Here is a 17,339-nt window from a genome sequence, read left to right as displayed (position 1 = left end):
GCGCGCACGAAAAGCGTTTGCCTGCATCTGCCAGGTTGTTTGTCAGTCTTGCCAGGTTAAAAAAAGAGCGGGGGTGCATCACACCCCCATGGCAGATAAATTGCGCTTCAGTAAGGCGAGCTATCGAGATGCGTGCGGACATCAAAACCTACCGTCGTGAACGAATAAACCGTACCGCGAACGCGAAGATAAATGTCTCCATTTTTAATTGCCACTGAAGCTTTATCATCATCGGTGATCATGACGGGATTGATATTCTTAATGTTAGACATGAATTCTTCCGGACTTTTTTTCGCATCAAAGAGATAAATATGATACCTGTTTTTAGACAGTGAGCCCGTCTCAACCTGGGTGATGTAAAGAGTTAAACGATCGTTAACCTTGATTTTTTCCTGCAAATTTTCATACACGGTAAAAAGATCGCGGAAAGGGTATGCAATGAATATGAGAAAAATAAAGATAATAATTCCAGCTCGCCAGTTAAAAACCCGAACGTCGCGCATAATCTATTCCTGCCCTTATCCATAACTGATCTACTGGATCATCACCGTAATTATTATTGTTCTGGAATTTTGCAAATTCGGCAGGATCAATTAGGAGGCGAAGATTGTGTGTAAAGCCGGTGACTTCAATGCTTCCCTCACGGTAACGAACATCCACCGAGCCTGTAATTTTTGACCCACCATCTTCAGTTAAGAAAAGGTAAACAGGAATTGCCATAGTTTGTTAATCATCCATGTAATTTAATGCGGGAATATTCCCGGCGCCAAATAATAACCATGCTAACTACATGGTCAATTTGCTTAGTGTTTCCGGTTGTAACTTATCCAAACCAGGCAGACTGGATGGTTCGATTAATCAAAGCCATCCAGTCCCTGTTTTACCTTCCGCTTATTTTGATGCGCTCAAACACTCGAGGCAGCAAGGTTAATGCCATTGCATTGATTAAAAGTCACCCTGCTGGCGCGCCACCAGCGTCAGGATGGAGTAGAGCGCCACGGCCTGCTGGTGCTGGTTGAAGATCTCCACAGCCCATTCCACCACGCCGGTGGGTTTTTCCTCGGCAGTGCGCTGTTTCTTCAGCGTTTTACGTTTACAGGTCAGGCGCACCTGAATGGTATCACCCGGCTTGACCGGCTCGATAAAGCGCAGGTTTTCCATGCCGTAGTTGGCAATAACCGGCCCAACCCCGGCATCGACAAACAGCCCCGCCGCGGCGGAAATCAGGAAATAACCGTGTACCACGCGCTCACCAAAAATCGACTCCGCCGCGCCAATTTTGTCCATATGGGCGTAGAAATGATCCCCGCTCAGGCAGGCAAAATTCACGATATCCGCTTCCGTCAGGGTACGACGCGGGGTCAGCAGGCTGTCGCCCGGCTGTAACTCCTCGAAGTATTTACGGAACGGATGAACGCGATCTTCCTGCACCTCCGCGCCACGGACCCACTGTTTACCGATCGCGGCGAGCATGGACGGGCTGCCCTGAATGGCTGTGCGCTGAAGATAGTGCTTCACAGCGCGCAGGCCGCCCAGCTCTTCGCCGCCGCCCGCACGTCCCGGACCACCGTGCACCAGCTGCGGCAACGGTGAACCGTGGCCGGTAGATTCTTTCGAGGATTCCTGGTTGAGGATCTGAATGCGTCCGTGGGCGCGCGCGGCACCAGCAATAAACTGCCGCGCCACGCGGGTATCTGCCGTAACCAGCGTTCCCGCCAGGCTGCCGCCGCCCGCCCGCGCCAGCTGCATGGCGTGCTCGGTGTTACGGCAGGGCATCAGGGTTGCGACGGGGCCAAAGGCTTCGGTGGCGTGAACGGCCGGGGTTTCGTCCGGCTGCGGGCAGAACAGCAGGGTGGGTGGGAAGAATGCGCCAGGCGCCTGCAAATCAGCTTTACCACCCAGACGGATCTGGCAGCCCGAGGCCAGCAGATGATCGACTTTTTCCTGCACGTCAGCACGTTGCTCACTGTTGACGAGAGCCCCCATCTTCACCCCTTCCTGGGCCGGATCGCCGACGACCACGTTCACCAGCCGCGCAATCAGCGCCTGGCTGACGGCTTCAACCTGCGCTTCAGGCACGATGATGCGGCGGATGGCGGTACATTTTTGCCCGGCTTTGGCGGTCATCTCGCGCACCACTTCGCGGATAAACAGCGTAAACTCCGGCTGTTCCGGCGTCACGTCCTCACCCAGCACGCAGCAGTTAAGAGAATCTGCTTCCATGGTAAACGGAATGGAATGTGCGACGATATTCGGGTGGACGCGCAGGCTCTGCCCGGTGCTGGCCGACCCGGTAAACGTCACCACGTCCTGGCTGTCGAGGTGGTTCAGCAGATCGCCCGCGCCACCGCAGATCAGGCTGATGGCGCCGTCCGGCACCAGTCCGCTCTCCACGATCGCTTTCACCATCGCCTGAGTCACCTGCGCGGTGGCGGTGGCGGGCTTGATGATGGCGGGCATCCCGGCAAGCCAGGTGGGCGCGAGCTTTTCCAGCATCCCCCAGCACGGGAAGTTGAACGCGTTGATATGCACCGCCACGCCGGATTTCGACGTTAACACGTGACGTGCCGCAAAGCCGCCTTCCTTCGACAGTGGGATCAGCTCATCCTCCGGCCACAGGGTATCGTCCGGCAGCTCACGGCTGCCGAGGCTTGCGTAGGTGAAGAGGGTGCCGATACCGCCTTCAATATCCACCCAGCTGTCAGCCTTCGTCGCGCCGGTCTGGGCTGACAGGGCATAAAACCGATCCTTCTGGCTCAGCAGATGTTTGGCCACCGCCTTCAGCATGGCGGCGCGCTCGATAAAGCTCATTGCGCGGAGCGCTTCTCCGCCGTGTTCAATGGCGTAACGGCGCGCGGCCGCCATATCCAGCCCTTCGCTGGTGACTTGATATAGCGTTTCCCCGCTGATGGCGTGGGTGATGGTGCGCTCGCGGCCCCGGCCTGATTGCCAGATGCCGGACAAGAAGCTGGCTAACTGCTGCATTTCTTCTCTCCAGATGTTTCGTGATTTCACTATAAATAGTTTGATCTCGAATCATAAAAATCAAGCTGAGTTTTAATGAATTGTTAACGTTGTGATCTGTATTGCTTGGCCTGACCAACAGAAAGCCTTGCGCCATCGGCCTTTCATGAAAAGGCTTGCGAGCGTCGTCACAAAATAAACAAACGCTTCTTGGGGTTATATTTAACCCTTGTGTAACTTTTAAGAAACCAAATGATTCACCATTTTGCTATTTGTGGTGATTTAACGAATCACAAAGGTGGTTATGTGACGCAAGAACAACGCTTTGAGCAACGCATCGCACAGGAGACGGCCATCGAGCCGCAGGACTGGATGCCGGATGCCTACCGCAAGACGCTGATCCGCCAGATTGGACAGCACGCCCACTCTGAGATTGTCGGCATGCTGCCGGAAGGGAACTGGATCACCCGCGCACCGACGCTGCGCCGGAAAGCCATTCTGCTGGCGAAGGTGCAGGATGAAGCCGGACACGGCCTGTACCTTTACAGCGCGGCGGAAACGCTGGGCTGCGCCCGGGAGGACATCTATCAAAAGATGCTCGACGGCAAGATGAAATACTCCTCCATCTTCAACTATCCGACCCTGAGCTGGGCCGATATCGGGGTCATTGGCTGGCTGGTGGACGGGGCGGCCATTGTGAACCAGGTGGCACTGTGCCGTACGTCTTACGGCCCGTATGCCCGGGCGATGGTGAAAATCTGTAAAGAAGAGAGCTTTCACCAGCGTCAGGGTTTTGAGGCCTGCATGGCGCTGGCGCAGGGTAGCGAAGCCCAGCGGCAGATGTTGCAGGACGCCATCAACCGCTTCTGGTGGCCCGCGCTGATGATGTTCGGACCCAACGACGACAACTCCCCAAACAGCGCCCGCAGTCTGGCCTGGAAGATCAAACGCTTTGGCAACGATGAGCTTCGCCAGCGCTTCGTGGACAACACGGTGCCTCAGGTGGAGATGCTCGGCATGACCGTGCCGGATCCCGACCTGCGTTTCGATGAAGAGAGCGGCCACTACCGCTTCGGCGAAATCGACTGGCAGGAATTTGACGAGGTGATCAACGGGCGCGGGATCTGCAACCACGAACGTCTGGCCGCAAAACGTAAAGCCTGGGACGACGGCGCATGGGTGCGTGAAGCCGCTCTGGCCCACGCGGAAAAACAACGCGCCCGCCAGGCCGCATAAGAGGAATCAACCATGAGCAACGTTTACTGGCCGTTATACGAAGTTTTTGTCCGTTCGAAGCAGGGGCTGTCGCACCGGCATGTAGGCAGCCTTCACGCTGCCGACGACCGCATGGCGCTGGAAAACGCGCGCGATGCCTATACCCGCCGCAGCGAAGGCTGTTCTATCTGGGTGGTGAAGGCGAGTGAAATCGTCGCTTCCCAGCCGGAAGAGAGCGGGGAGTTTTTCGATCCGGCGGAAAGCAAGGTCTACCGCCATCCGACGTTTTACACCATCCCTGATGGTATCGAGCATATGTGAGGTTGGGGATGAACAACGTATCTGCTTATGCCCTGCGTCTGGGCGACAACGGTCTGGTGCTCTCACAGCGTCTGGGCGCCTGGTGCGGCCACGCGCCGGAGCTGGAAATTGACCTGGCGCTCGCCAATATCGGCCTTGATCTGCTCGGGCAGGCGCGCAATTTCCTGACCTACGCCGCTGAACGGGAAGGTAAGGGTGATGAAGATACCCTGGCCTATGGCCGCGATGAGCGTCAGTTCCGCAATTTGCTGCTGGTGGAACAGCCAAACGGCAGCTTCGCCGACACCATTGCCCGTCAGTATCTGATGGATGCGTGGAACGTGGCGCTCTACGAGCGGCTGATCCACAGCAGCGACAGTCAGCTTGCCGCCATCGCGGCAAAAGCCATTAAGGAGACGCGCTATCACCTGCGCTTTAGCTGCGGCTGGCTGGTGCGGCTGGGGGACGGAACAGAAACCTCCGCACAAAAAATGCAGCAGGCGGTGGATAGCCTGTGGCGCTTTACGGCTGAACTGTTCGACGCTGACGAGGTCGAGCTGGCGCTAATTGATGACGGCGTGGCGGTTGATCCGCGCGACCTGCGGGACCCGTGGGAGCGCGAAGTGTTTGCTGGCCTGGCGGAAGCCACCCTCCGCGTGCCCGAAGAGGTGGCGTATCGCACGGGCGGTAAGAAGGGGCTACATACCGAACACCTCGGGCCGATGCTGGCAGAGATGCAGTATCTCCAGCGCGTTTACCCCGGCCAGCAGTGGTAAAGGAGGACGCCATGCAACGCCTCGTCGACATCGCGCCTGCACAAATCCCGCAGATTTGGGCGCTGTTAAGCCAGATCCCCGACCCGGAAGTGCCGGTGCTGACCATCACCGACCTGGGCATGGTGCGCAGCGTGAAGGCACAGGGGGAAGGCTGGGTTATCGGCTTCACGCCAACCTATTCGGGCTGTCCGGCAACGGAGCATCTGCTGGGGGCGATCCGCGAAACCCTGACCGGAAACGGCTTTAGCCCGGTACATATTGTGCTGCAACTGGAGCCCGCCTGGACCACCGACTGGATGACCGACGATGCCCGCAGGCGCCTGCGTGAATATGGCATCAGCCCGCCTGTTGGTCATAGCTGCCATGCCCACGTTCCCGCGGAGGTGAGCTGCCCGCGCTGTGCGAGCACCGATACCTCGCTTATCAGTGAATTTGGATCCACGGCCTGCAAAGCGCTCTACCGCTGCAATACCTGCCGTGAGCCCTTCGACTATTTCAAATGTATTTGAGGCTGCCATGACAACGTTTCATTCATTAACAGTGGCAAAAGTGGAACCCGAAACCCGCGACGCGGTGACCATTACCTTCGCGGTGCCGCAGGCGTTACAGGAGGCGTACCGCTTCCGTCCCGGTCAGCATCTGACCCTGAAAGCCAGCCCTGGCGGGGATGAACTGCGCCGCTGCTACTCCATCTGCCGGAGCACCGCGTGCGGTGAGATCAGCGTGGCGGTCAAAGCCATCGAGGGCGGACGTTTTTCCCGCTATGCCCGGGACGAGATCAAACCGGGCATGGCGCTGGAGGTGATGGTGCCCCAGGGGCATTTTGGCTACCAGCCGCAGGCCGAACGCGAAGGCCATTATCTGGCGATTGCCGCCGGGTCCGGGATCACCCCGATGCTGGCGATTATGTCCGCTACGCTGGCCACTGAAGCCCACAGCCACTTCACCCTGATTTACGGCAACCGCAGCAGCCAGAGCATGATGTTCCGCCGGGCGCTGGCGGACCTGAAAGATAAATACCCGCAGCGTTTGCAGCTGATCGCCATCTTCAGCCAGGAGACGCTCGACAGCGATCTGCTCCATGGCCGCATTGACGGGGAAAAGCTCCAGGCGCTGGCAAAAACGCTGGTGAATTTCCGTCAGTACGATGAAGCCTTCATCTGCGGCCCGTCGGCGATGATGGATGAGGCCGAAGCGGCGCTGCAAGCGCTGGGTATGCCGGAAAAAGCGATCCATCTTGAGCGCTTTAACACGCCGGGTACCGCCGTTAAACGGACAGCCAGCGTGCAGGCCGATGGCCAGAAGGTCACCGTCCGTCAGGACGGGCGCGACAGGGAGATCACCCTGACGGCGGACGACGAAAGCATTCTTGACGCGGCCCTGCGTCAGGGGGCGGATCTGCCTTACGCCTGCAAGGGCGGCGTATGCGCCACCTGCAAATGCAAAGTGCTGCGTGGGAAAGTCGATATGGCGACCAACTACAGCCTGGAGCCGGACGAGCTGGCCGCAGGCTATGTGCTGAGCTGTCAGGCGCTGCCGTTAACCGCCGACGTTATCGTCGATTTTGATGCGAAGGGGATGGCATGAGCGAACTGATTGTTACCCGTCATGGCCGCGTGTTGCAGCTAACGCTTAACCGTCCGGCGGCGCGCAACGCGCTCAACAATGCGCTGCTCCTGCAAATCGCGGAGCAGCTTGAGGCCGCCGCCGCGGATGCTGAGATCGCCGTCTGCGTGATGTACGGCAACGAACGCTGCTTTGCCGCCGGGGCCGATCTCAACGAAATGGCGGAGAAAGACCTGCCCGCCACCCTGAACGATATCCGTCCGCAGCTGTGGGCGCGGATCAACGCCTTCACCAAACCGCTGATTGCCGCCGTAAACGGCTTCGCGCTGGGGGCAGGCTGTGAGCTGGCGCTGCTCTGCGATGTCGTGATTGCTGGCGATAACGCCCGTTTTGGCCTGCCGGAAATCACCCTCGGGATCATGCCGGGCGCAGGCGGCACCCAGCGGCTGATCCGCAGCGTAGGCAAATCGCTGGCCAGCAAAATGGTGCTGACGGGCGAAAGCATCACGGCGGTGCAGGCGCACAGCGCCGGGCTGGTCAGCGACGTCTATCCGGCCTCGCTGACGCTGGAGTACGCCCTGAAGCAGGCAGCGCTGATGGCGCGCCATTCGCCGCTGGCGCTACAGGCGGCGAAGCAGGCGCTTCGCCAGTCGCAGGAAGTCCCGCTTCAGGCCGGGCTGGCGCAGGAGCGTCAGCTGTTTGCGCTGCTCGCGGCCACCGACGATCGCCGGGAAGGGATCAACGCCTTTTTACAAAAACGCACCCCAGACTTTAAAGGACGCTAATTGTGGAATCTATTCTGAGCCATGTTGAGCAGGGCGTAATGACCATTACGCTGAACCGCCCGGAGCGCCTGAACAGCTTTAACGACGTCATGCACCAGCAGCTTTCCGAATGCCTGAAGCAGGCCGAGCGCGATGACGCCATCCGCTGCCTGCTGATCACCGGGGCAGGACGCGGTTTCTGCGCCGGGCAGGATCTCAACGACCGTAACGTCGACCCGAACGGCCCGGCGCCCGATCTGGGCATGTCCGTTGAGACTTTTTACAACCCGCTGGTGCGCCGCCTGGCAAAACTGCCGAAGCCGGTGATTTGCGCGGTTAACGGCGTGGCGGCGGGCGCGGGGGCGACGCTGGCCCTCGGCTGCGACATGGTGATTGCGGCGCGCTCCGCCAGTTTTGTGATGGCCTTCAGCAAGCTCGGCCTCGTCCCGGACTGCGGCGGCACCTGGCTGCTGCCGCGCGTGGCCGGACGCGCCCGCGCCATGGGGCTGGCATTGCTGGGCGATAAGCTCAGCGCTGAGCAGGCACAGGCCTGGGGAATGATCTGGCAGGTGGTGGACGACGAGCAGCTCTCCGCCACCGCACAGCAGATGGCGCTGCATTTTGCCTCGCAGCCGACCTTTGGCCTGGGCTTGATCAAGCAGGCGATCAACGCCGCCGAAACCAACACCCTCGACGCCCAGCTTGATCTGGAGCGCGACTATCAACGCCTGGCCGGACGCAGCGACGACTACCGGGAAGGCGTCAGCGCGTTCCTGGCAAAACGCGCGCCGAACTTTACGGGGAAATAATATGGTGAATATCCATACGGTCGCCGTCATTGGCAGCGGCACCATGGGCGCCGGGATTGCCGAAGTGGCAGCCAGCCACGGTCATCCGGTTCTGGTGTACGACATTGACGCAGCGGCGATTTCCCGCGCCGTCGACGGCATTCGCCAGCGGCTGTCCTCACGCGTTGCGCGTGGAAAACTCTCTGCCGACGCCGGGGAGCAGATCCTCGCCCGCCTGACGCCGGTGACGAATATCAGTGCTCTGGCGAAAGCCGATCTGGTGATCGAGGCGGCCTCCGAGCGGCTTGAAGTGAAAAAGGCGCTGTTTACCCAGCTGGCAGAGGTTTGCCCGCCGCAGATACTGCTCGCCAGCAATACCTCGTCCATTTCCGTTACCGCGATTGCGGCGGAGATAAACCACCCTGAACGCGTCGCCGGGCTGCACTTCTTCAATCCTGCCCCGGTGATGAAGCTGGTGGAGGTGGTCAGCGGGCTGGCGACCTCACCAGAAGTGGCCGATGCGCTGTGCGAGCTGGCGCTGAGCTGGGGAAAGCAGCCGGTACGCTGCCAGTCCACGCCGGGGTTTATCGTCAACCGCGTGGCGCGCCCGTTCTACTCGGAAGCCTGGCGCGCGCTGGAAGAGCAGGTGGCAACGCCCGAGGTGATTGACGCCGCCCTGCGAGACGGCGGAGGCTTCCCGATGGGGCCGCTTGAGCTGACGGACATGATTGGTCAGGATGTCAACTTTGCCGTGACCTGCTCCGTGTTTAATGCCTTCTGGCAGGAGCGTCGTTTTCTGCCGTCGCTGGTGCAGCAGGAGCTGGTGCTGGCGGGGCGTCTGGGTAAGAAAAGCGGGCAGGGCGTTTACCGCTGGCTGGAGGACAAACCCGCCGTCAGATGGCTCGCCCCGGTCAGCGACAGCTTCAACCCCATGCGCGTACAGCGAAGAAGTGACGGTGTCACGGAAATTGACGATCTGTTGCTGATCGAAACGCAGGGTGAGACCGCGCAGTCGCTGGCGCTGCGCCATGGCTGCCCGGTGGTGGTGGTCGACCGCATCGAGCGGGATGTGGCCGTGATAGCCGCCGCACCCGGCAACCCGCACGCCGCCACGCAGAAAGCCATTTACTGGTTGCAGCACCAGCAGAAACGGGTGGTCCAGATTGCGGATTACCCCGGTCTGCTGGTCTGGCGCACGGTAGCGATGATTGCCAACGAAGCGCTGGACGCCCTGCAAAAAGGGGTCGCCAGCGAGCAAGACATCGATACCGCCATGCGCTTAGGGGTCAACTATCCCTGCGGGCCCATCGCCTGGGGCGAGCGCCTTGGCTGGCAGCGTCTGTTAACGCTGCTGGAGAACCTGCAACGTCACTACGGCGAGGAACGCTATCGCCCCTGTTCACTGCTGCGCCAGCGTGCGCTTCTGGAGAGTAGCTATGAGTCATAACGCCTGGCATAACGCCCGCGCGATGTACGAACGGGACGCCTGCGCGCAGGCGATGGGGATGGACATTCTCGACATGGGCGAGGGCTACGCGGTGGTGACCATGACCATCACCCCGCAGATGCTCAACGGGCATAAAACCTGCCACGGCGGACAGCTGTTCTCGCTGGCCGATACCGCCTTTGCCTACGCCTGCAACAGTCAGGGGCTGGCGGCGGTGGCCTCAGGCTGCGCCATCGATTTTCTGCGTCCGGGCTTTGCCGGCGATAAGCTGACCGCTACCGCGCGGGTGAAGCATCAGGGCAAACTGACCGGCGTATACGACATTGAAATTCAGAACCAACAACAGAAAACCGTCGCTCTTTTTCGCGGGAAATCGCACCGCACCGGCGGCAGTGTGACAGGAGAAGCCTGATGCGTGACGCATTTATTTGTGAGGGTGTGCGTACCCCGGTCGGTCGCTACGGTGGAGGATTATCCAGCGTGCGTGCCGATGACTTAGGGGCCGTGCCGCTGCGTGCGCTGCTGGCGCGTTACCCGCAGCTCGATCTGGAGCGCATAGATGATGTGATCTTCGGCTGCGCAAATCAGGCCGGAGAGGATAACCGCAACGTAGCGCGCATGTCGTCGCTGCTGGCCGGGCTGCCTCAGACCGTTTCCGGTACCACCATTAACCGCCTGTGCGGCTCCGGTCTGGATGCCCTTGGCTTTGCGGCACGCGCCATTAAGGCCGGGGATGGCGATCTGCTGATCGCCGGTGGCGTCGAATCCATGTCCCGTGCGCCATTCGTGATGGGCAAAGCCTCCGCGGCGTTTCAGCGTCAGGCGGAGATCTTCGACACCACCATCGGCTGGCGATTTGTGAATCCGCTCATGCATCAGCAATACGGAACTGACAGCATGCCGGAAACGGCAGAGAATGTAGCGGAATTGTTAAATATAAGCCGTGCCGATCAGGATGCATTTGCCCTGCGCAGCCAGCAGCGCACCGCGCGGGCGCAGCAGAATGGCGTTCTGGCGCAGGAGATTATCCCGGTACAGTTGGCGGGGAAAAAAGGTGCCGTAACGGAAGTGTGCGTGGACGAGCATCCGCGCGCCGAAACCACCCTTGAACAGCTTGCCGCGCTGAAAGCTCCGTTCCGCAAGAACGGTGTGGTGACGGCGGGGAACGCCTCCGGCGTGAACGACGGGGCGGCGGCGCTGATTATCGCCAGCGAGCCGATGGCGCTTGCACAGGGGTTAACCCCGCGCACCCGCATTGTGGCCATGGCGACCGCGGGCGTCGAGCCGCGCCTGATGGGATTAGGCCCGATTCCCGCCACCCGTAAGGTGCTGGAACGTGCCGGACTCAGTATCACCGATATGGACGTCATTGAGCTTAACGAAGCCTTCGCCGCACAGGCGCTGGGCGTGCTGCGTCAGCTGGGTTTGCCGGATGACGCGGAGCATGTGAACCCGAATGGCGGGGCGATCGCGTTAGGTCATCCGCTGGGAATGAGCGGTGCCAGACTGGCGCTGGCCGCGAGCAATGAATTGCACCGACGCGGCGGGCGCTACGCGCTGTGTACGATGTGCATCGGTGTGGGTCAGGGCATTGCCATGATCCTTGAGCGTGTTTGAGCGAACAATAATGTGAGTACCCTGCGATGATAAATACAACAAAGCTTGATCCGATCGAAACCGCGTCCATTGATGAATTGCAGGCGTTGCAGACCGCGCGCCTGAAGTGGACGCTGAACCACGCCTACAACAACGTTCCGATGTACAAACGCAAGTTTGACGCCGCGGGCGTTCACCCTGACGATTTTAACGAGCTGGCGGACCTGCAAAAATTCCCGTGCACCACCAAGCAGGATCTGCGCGACAACTACCCGTTCGATACCTTTGCGGTGCCGATGGAGCAGGTGGTGCGCATCCACGCCTCGTCGGGCACCACCGGAAAGCCGACCGTGGTGGGATATACCCAGAATGATATCGACAACTGGGCCAATATAGTTGCCCGTTCCCTGCGCGCCGCCGGGGGCAGCGCGAAGGATAAAATTCACGTGGCCTACGGCTACGGGCTATTCACCGGCGGGCTGGGGGCGCACTACGGTGCCGAGCGTCTGGGTGCGACGGTGATCCCGATGTCCGGCGGCCAGACGGAGAAGCAGGCGCAGCTGATCCGCGATTTTCAGCCGGATATGATCATGGTGACGCCCTCATACTGCCTGAATTTAATTGAAGAGCTGGAGCGTCAGATGGGCGGTGACGCCAGCGCCTGTTCCCTGCGCGTCGGCGTGTTTGGCGCCGAGCCGTGGACGCAGGCGATGCGCCGCGAAATTGAAAAACGGCTGGGCATTACCGCGCTGGATATCTATGGTCTCTCCGAAGTGATGGGGCCGGGCGTGGCGATGGAGTGTCTTGAAACCGCTGACGGCCCGACCATCTGGGAAGATCACTTCTACCCGGAGATCGTCAACCCGAATGACGGCACGCCGCTGGCTGACGGCGAGCAGGGCGAACTGCTATTCACCACCCTGACCAAAGAGGCGCTGCCGGTGATCCGCTACCGCACCCGCGACCTGACGCGCCTGCTGCCGGGCACTGCACGCACCATGCGCCGGATGGATCGCATCAGCGGGCGCAGCGACGACATGCTCATCATTCGCGGCGTGAACGTCTTCCCGTCACAGCTGGAAGAGGAGATCGTTAAGTTCGAACATCTTTCGCCACACTATCAGCTGGAGGTGAACCGCCGCGGGCATCTTGATTCACTTTCGGTGAAGGTCGAGCTGAAACAGAGCAGCTTAACGCTGACCCATGAGCAGCGCTGTCAGGTCTGCCATAAGCTGCGTCATCGGATTAAATCGATGGTGGGGATCTCGACCGACGTGATGATCGTTAACTGTGGCAGCATACCGCGCTCCGAGGGTAAAGCTTGCCGGGTGTTTGATTTGCGTAAAGTGGCAGCCAACGGTTGAATTCTCCTCACCCCAGCCCTCTCCCAAAGGGAGAGGGTGTATTAAGTTCCCTCTCCCTTTGGGAGAGGGTTAGGGTGAGGGTACACTCCAGATTCGTATGCTATGATTCATCCAGGAAAAAAATAACAACAGAATGAATCACATGAATAAACTTGATGCCTTTATCCAGCATGCAGTCGGCTCTGTTCCCGTCAGCGGAACGTCGCTTATCTCCTCACTGTATGGCGACGCGCTTTCGCACCGCGGCGGAGAGATCTGGCTCGGCAGCCTGGCGGCCCTGCTGGAAGGGATGGGATTTGGCGAGCGCTTTGTGCGCACCGCGCTGTTTCGCCTCAACAAAGAGGGCTGGCTGGACGTGTCCCGCATTGGCCGCCGCAGCTTTTACCGTCTCAGCGACAAGGGGCTGCGTTTGACACGCCGCGCGGAAAATAAAATCTACCGTGCGGAACTGCCGGCGTGGGATGGTAAATGGCTGCTGCTGCTCTCCGAGGGGCTGGATAAAACCACCCTCGCGGACGTGAAAAAACAGCTCATCTGGCAAGGGTTCGGCACGCTGGCGCCGAGCCTGATGGCCTCGCCGTCGCAGAACCTGGCGGACGTGCAGTCTCTGCTGCATGACGCGGGCGTGGCGGAAAACGTCATTTTCTTTGAGGCCCATTCACCGCTGGCCTTATCACGTGCGGCGTTACGAGCCCGCGTGGAAGAGTGCTGGCAGTTGACCGAACAAAACGCGATGTACGAAACGTTTATCAGCTCGTTCCGTCCGCTGTTGCCGCTGCTGAAAGAAGCGCCGCCTGAGGATTTGACCCCGGAACGCTGCTTCCAGATCCAGCTGTTACTCATTCATTTTTATCGTCGCGTGGTGCTGAAAGATCCGCTGTTGCCGGAGGAGTTACTTCCTGCGCACTGGGCGGGACAGAGCGCGCGACAGCTGTGCATTAACATCTACCAGCGCGTGGCGGCGGGAGCCCTGGCGTTTGTCAGTGAGAAGGGGGAAACCTCCGTGGGCGAGCTGCCCGCTCCCGGCACGCTTTATCACCAGCGTTTTGGTGGTCTGAATATCACATAAGGAGAGGGTATGCCTGTTTATCAAATTGATGGTCTGACGCCGGTCGTGCCTGAAGAGAGCTATGTTCACCCGACCGCGGTGCTGATTGGCGACGTGATCCTCGGCCAAGGCGTTTACGTGGGTCCCAACGCCAGCCTGCGCGGCGATTTTGGCCGGATCGTGGTGAAAGACGGCGCGAACATTCAGGATAACTGCGTGATGCACGGTTTTCCGGAGCAGGACACGGTGGTGGAAGAGGACGGGCATATCGGCCACAGTGCGATCCTGCACGGCTGCATTATCCGCCGTAATGCGCTGGTGGGGATGAATGCGGTGGTGATGGACGGGGCGACGATCGGCGAAAACAGCATCGTCGGGGCGGCGGCGTTTGTGAAGGCCAAAGCGGAAATGCCTGCGAATCACTTAATTCTTGGCAGTCCGGCGAAAGCGATTCGTGAGCTAAGTGCGCAGGAAATAGAGTGGAAAAAGCAGGGCACGCGGGAGTATCAGGTGCTGGTGGACCGTTGTAAGCAGACGCTGCACCAGGTGGAGCCGCTGCGGGAAGAAGAGCCAGGACGCAAACGGCTGGTCTTCGATGAGAATTTACGGCCCAAGTCGGCTGGCCGGGATAAATAAGGCTGTTCGCTCCCGCACGTTGATCAAGGCGTGAAAATGAGCTCAATACGCATCCGGCAGGGGCCGGTCAATCGACACCAGCTTTCCGCGCTTCATGGTGATATATCCCCCGGCTTTAAGATCTGCCAGCACGCGAAAGACATGCGTTCGTGACAGGTTAGTGCGCTTGATGATAAACAGCGCCAGGCCCTCATTCTCTCCCGTGTGGGTCTCCTGCCGATAGAGATAGCGGTACAGCATTGGTTTGATGGTCTGGTAGCTGGTGACCTGCCTGCGTTCATTGTGCAGGTCGATGGTAAATATGGACATGTAGGTCAGTATGGTGGCCAGCGCCTGCATGCGCTCAGGCCCGCCCTGGAAAAATATCTGGTCGAAGTCGACCCAGGATATTCTCACCAGCTTCACCTTCGCACTGCTGCGATATTCATACTTCGCCAGTGGACAATACCTTTCCATTAACCCTATCGGCATATACTCGATAGTATTGCCAATATTAAGGCCATCATCAGGCATTAATATCGTCAGCGACCCTTCAGTGCAAAAATAGATATAGCCAGGCTCGACGGTGAGTTTTTTATTTGCGGCAACGGTTAAGGCCTCGCCTTTACAAAGCATGTGCGGAAAAAATTGCCCAATATTGAGTTGCTGATAATAGGTATGGATATCCTGAAAATTCACGCTAAGCCTCTCCCCGCAACGTCTGCCGTGGTAGCGAGTATAGCAGCAATAGCCCCCGAATTACGAACCCATAAATAACCAGTCCCATATGGGACTATGATGGAAAGGTATTCTGTTTAGAATGGTCGTCAATGAGTTCGCATTAAAATTATCCGCCAACAGTAAATATCCAGGCGGCGCAATTAATCTATGAGGCCATTCAATGAAATTAACCCTAATTGCTAAACATCTGGCGCTTGCCGGTGTGTTGACGTCGCTGTCGCTTTCCGCGTTTGCGGAAGTGCAGCCGCAGGATGCCACTGCCACGACCCGGCAGGTAAATAACGCCCTGTATAACAAATTACCGTTTGCCGATAAAACCGACTTTGAGAACGCCCATAAAGGTTTTATCGCCCCGCTGCCGCAAAACATGATTAAAGGCGAGCAGGGGAACGTTATCTGGAACCCGGCGAAATATGATTTCGTGAAAGAGGGTGAGAAAGCCCCGGATACGGTAAACCCGAGCCTGTGGCGTCAGTCACAGTTGATCAACATTGGCGGGCTGTTTAAGGTCACCGACGGCGTGTATCAGATCCGTAATCTCGATCTCTCCAACATGACCATCATTGAGGGCGAGAAGGGCATTACCGTTATCGACCCGCTGTTAAGCGCTGAACCGGCGAAAGAAGCGCTGGATCTCTACTATGCGAACCGCGGCAAGAAACCGGTCGTCGCTGTGGTGATCACCCACAGCCACGTTGACCACTATGGCGGCCTGCGCGGCGTGGTTGACGAAGCTGACGTCAAGTCTGGCAAAGTGAAAATCTACGCGCCGGATGGCTTTATGAAAGAGGCGGTTTCCGAAAACATTATGGCCGGAAACGCGATGAGCCGCCGTGCGAGCTATATGTACGGCAACCTGCTGAAGCCGAATGCAAAAGGCCAGGTGGGTGCAGGCCTTGGCACCACCACCTCTGCGGGTACTGTCACCCTCATCCCGCCGACCGACTACATTACCCATACCGGTCAGGAAGAAGTGATCGACGGTTTGACCTACGACTTTATGATGGCGCCGGGTTCAGAAGCTCCGTCGGAGATGCTGTGGTATGTCAAAGAGAAGAAAATGATCGAGGCCGCAGAGGACGTAACTCATACCCTGCACAACACCTACTCCCTGCGCGGCGCGAAAATCCGCGACCCGCTGGCCTGGTCTAAGTACATTAACGCCGCCATTGAGCGCTGGGGGGCGGACGCAGAAGTGATTATTGCGCAGCACCACTGGCCGACCTGGGGCAACGAGAATATCGTCAAGCTGATGAAAGGCCAGCGCGATATGTATCGCTACATCAACGACCAGACCCTGCGTATGGCAAACAAGGGGCTGACCCGCGACGAGATCGCCGCCGAGTTTAAACTGCCGGAATCGCTGGAAAAACAGTGGGCGAGCCGCGGTTACTACGGCTCCGTTAGCCACGACGTCAAAGCCACCTACGTGTTTTATCTCGGCTGGTTCGACGGCAACCCGGCAACCCTCGACGAGCTGCCGCCTGAACAGGCTGCGAAGAAGTTCGTGCAGTACATGGGCGGCGCTGATGCCATCATGCAGAAAGCCAAAGCGGATTATCAGCAGGGTAATTACCGTTGGGTTGCTCAGGTGGTCAGCAAAGTGGTCTTTGCCGATCCTAACAACCAGGCTGCCCGTAATCTGGAAGCCGACGCGCTGGAGCAGTTAGGTTACCAGGCGGAAGCGGGCACCTGGCGTAACTTCTACCTGACCGGCGCGCAAGAACTGCGTAATGGCGTGAAGAAGCTGCCGACGCCGAACACCGCCAGCCCGGATACCGTGCGGGCGATGACCCCGGAAATGTTCTTCGACTACCTGGGTGTGCACATCAACGGGGTACGGGCCGGTAACGCGAAGGCGGTCTTCAATGTCGATCTCGGTAAGGATGGCGGCAAATACAAGCTGGAGCTGGAAAACGGCGTGCTGAACCATACCGCCAACGCGCAGGCGAAGGATGCCGACGCAACTATCGCGCTGGACCGTACCACGCTGAACAACATCATCCTTAAGAAAGAGACGCTGAAGCAGGCGATGTATAAGGGTGACGTGAAGGTGAGCGGAAACGGGGCGAAGCTGGAAGAGATGCTGAGCTACATGGACACATTTGACTTCTGGTTCAATATTGTGACGCCATAAGTTTAGCGTTCATCCTGG

Annotated in this window: 17 protein-coding genes and 1 pseudogene; 14 read left to right on the top strand and 4 right to left on the bottom strand. The window is 58.8% G+C overall.

What is annotated here, in order from left to right:
- Positions 1-107: 107 nt before the first annotated feature.
- From CU081_RS17045 to paaZ, 3 genes and pseudogenes are all read right to left on the bottom strand, one after another.
- On the bottom strand, positions 108-503 hold the full coding sequence (locus CU081_RS17045; protein ID WP_022651150.1) for a hypothetical protein: 396 nt from the start codon (positions 501-503) through the stop codon (positions 108-110).
- 85 nt (positions 504-588) lie between these two features.
- Positions 589-720 (bottom strand): annotated as a pseudogene (locus CU081_RS26315) (type VI secretion system tube protein Hcp); the annotation flags it as partial.
- A gap of 225 nt (positions 721-945) precedes the next feature.
- Positions 946-2,985, bottom strand: a complete 2,040-nt coding sequence (paaZ, locus tag CU081_RS17035; RefSeq protein WP_003857356.1) for a phenylacetic acid degradation bifunctional protein PaaZ — start codon at positions 2,983-2,985, stop codon at positions 946-948.
- A gap of 285 nt (positions 2,986-3,270) precedes the next feature.
- On the opposite strand from paaZ, the gene paaA reads away from it, so the two are divergent.
- From paaA to paaY, 13 genes are all read left to right on the top strand, one after another.
- The gene (gene paaA, locus CU081_RS17030) at positions 3,271-4,200 is read left to right on the top strand and encodes a 1,2-phenylacetyl-CoA epoxidase subunit PaaA (protein ID WP_003857355.1); all 930 of its coding nucleotides are present in this window, start codon (positions 3,271-3,273) and stop codon (positions 4,198-4,200) included.
- A gap of 12 nt (positions 4,201-4,212) precedes the next feature.
- On the top strand, positions 4,213-4,500 hold the full coding sequence (paaB, locus tag CU081_RS17025; protein WP_003857353.1) for a 1,2-phenylacetyl-CoA epoxidase subunit PaaB: 288 nt from the start codon (positions 4,213-4,215) through the stop codon (positions 4,498-4,500).
- Positions 4,501-4,508: 8 nt separating this feature from the next.
- Positions 4,509-5,255 carry a 1,2-phenylacetyl-CoA epoxidase subunit PaaC gene (gene paaC, locus CU081_RS17020; protein ID WP_003857348.1) on the top strand — a complete coding sequence of 249 codons (747 nt, stop codon included), beginning with the start codon at positions 4,509-4,511 and terminating at the stop codon, positions 5,253-5,255.
- 11 nt (positions 5,256-5,266) lie between these two features.
- Entirely contained in the window at positions 5,267-5,764 is a 498-nt protein-coding gene (paaD, locus tag CU081_RS17015; RefSeq protein WP_003857347.1) for a 1,2-phenylacetyl-CoA epoxidase subunit PaaD, read from the top strand.
- A gap of 7 nt (positions 5,765-5,771) precedes the next feature.
- Entirely contained in the window at positions 5,772-6,842 is a 1,071-nt protein-coding gene (gene paaE / locus CU081_RS17010) for a 1,2-phenylacetyl-CoA epoxidase subunit PaaE (protein WP_003857345.1), read from the top strand.
- On the top strand, positions 6,839-7,606 hold the full coding sequence (gene paaF / locus CU081_RS17005) for a 2,3-dehydroadipyl-CoA hydratase PaaF (RefSeq protein WP_003857343.1): 768 nt from the start codon (positions 6,839-6,841) through the stop codon (positions 7,604-7,606). The genes paaE and paaF overlap by 4 nt, the downstream gene beginning before the upstream one ends.
- Positions 7,606-8,394, top strand: coding sequence for a 2-(1,2-epoxy-1,2-dihydrophenyl)acetyl-CoA isomerase PaaG (gene paaG / locus CU081_RS17000; protein WP_026080707.1), 789 nt, complete (start codon positions 7,606-7,608; stop codon positions 8,392-8,394). The genes paaF and paaG overlap by 1 nt, the downstream gene beginning before the upstream one ends.
- Before the next feature lies 1 nt (position 8,395).
- Positions 8,396-9,820, top strand: coding sequence for a 3-hydroxyacyl-CoA dehydrogenase PaaH (gene paaH / locus CU081_RS16995; RefSeq protein ID WP_003857337.1), 1,425 nt, complete (start codon positions 8,396-8,398; stop codon positions 9,818-9,820).
- On the top strand, positions 9,810-10,232 hold the full coding sequence (gene paaI, locus CU081_RS16990; protein ID WP_003857335.1) for a hydroxyphenylacetyl-CoA thioesterase PaaI: 423 nt from the start codon (positions 9,810-9,812) through the stop codon (positions 10,230-10,232). The genes paaH and paaI overlap by 11 nt, the downstream gene beginning before the upstream one ends.
- On the top strand, positions 10,232-11,437 hold the full coding sequence (pcaF, locus tag CU081_RS16985; RefSeq protein ID WP_003857333.1) for a 3-oxoadipyl-CoA thiolase: 1,206 nt from the start codon (positions 10,232-10,234) through the stop codon (positions 11,435-11,437). The genes paaI and pcaF overlap by 1 nt, the downstream gene beginning before the upstream one ends.
- 26 nt (positions 11,438-11,463) lie before the next feature.
- Positions 11,464-12,780, top strand: a complete 1,317-nt coding sequence (gene paaK, locus CU081_RS16980; RefSeq protein WP_003857330.1) for a phenylacetate--CoA ligase PaaK — start codon at positions 11,464-11,466, stop codon at positions 12,778-12,780.
- Positions 12,781-12,913: 133 nt separating this feature from the next.
- Positions 12,914-13,849 carry a phenylacetic acid degradation operon negative regulatory protein PaaX gene (gene paaX / locus CU081_RS16975; RefSeq protein WP_032645622.1) on the top strand — a complete coding sequence of 312 codons (936 nt, stop codon included), beginning with the start codon at positions 12,914-12,916 and terminating at the stop codon, positions 13,847-13,849.
- A 9-nt stretch (positions 13,850-13,858) separates the two neighbouring features.
- Positions 13,859-14,464 carry a phenylacetic acid degradation protein PaaY gene (gene paaY, locus CU081_RS16970; protein ID WP_003857325.1) on the top strand — a complete coding sequence of 202 codons (606 nt, stop codon included), beginning with the start codon at positions 13,859-13,861 and terminating at the stop codon, positions 14,462-14,464.
- Between the two features lie 42 nt (positions 14,465-14,506).
- On the opposite strand, the gene CU081_RS16965 is transcribed toward paaY, so the two are convergent.
- Positions 14,507-15,142 (bottom strand): helix-turn-helix domain-containing protein, encoded by a 636-nt coding sequence (locus CU081_RS16965; protein WP_003857323.1) that lies wholly within the window; start codon positions 15,140-15,142, stop codon positions 14,507-14,509.
- A 202-nt stretch (positions 15,143-15,344) separates the two neighbouring features.
- Between CU081_RS16965 and CU081_RS16960 the strand changes: the two genes are divergently transcribed.
- A complete protein-coding gene (locus CU081_RS16960; RefSeq protein WP_003857321.1) occupies positions 15,345-17,321 on the top strand; it encodes an alkyl/aryl-sulfatase in 1,977 nt (658 codons plus the stop codon).
- The last annotated feature ends 18 nt before the right edge of the window (positions 17,322-17,339 follow it).

Origin of the sequence: Enterobacter sp. CRENT-193 (assembly GCF_002787395.1) — a bacterium.
Classification (GTDB): Bacteria; Pseudomonadota; Gammaproteobacteria; order Enterobacterales; family Enterobacteriaceae; genus Enterobacter; species Enterobacter hormaechei_C.
This window is presented reverse-complemented; position numbering and strand designations above follow the sequence as displayed.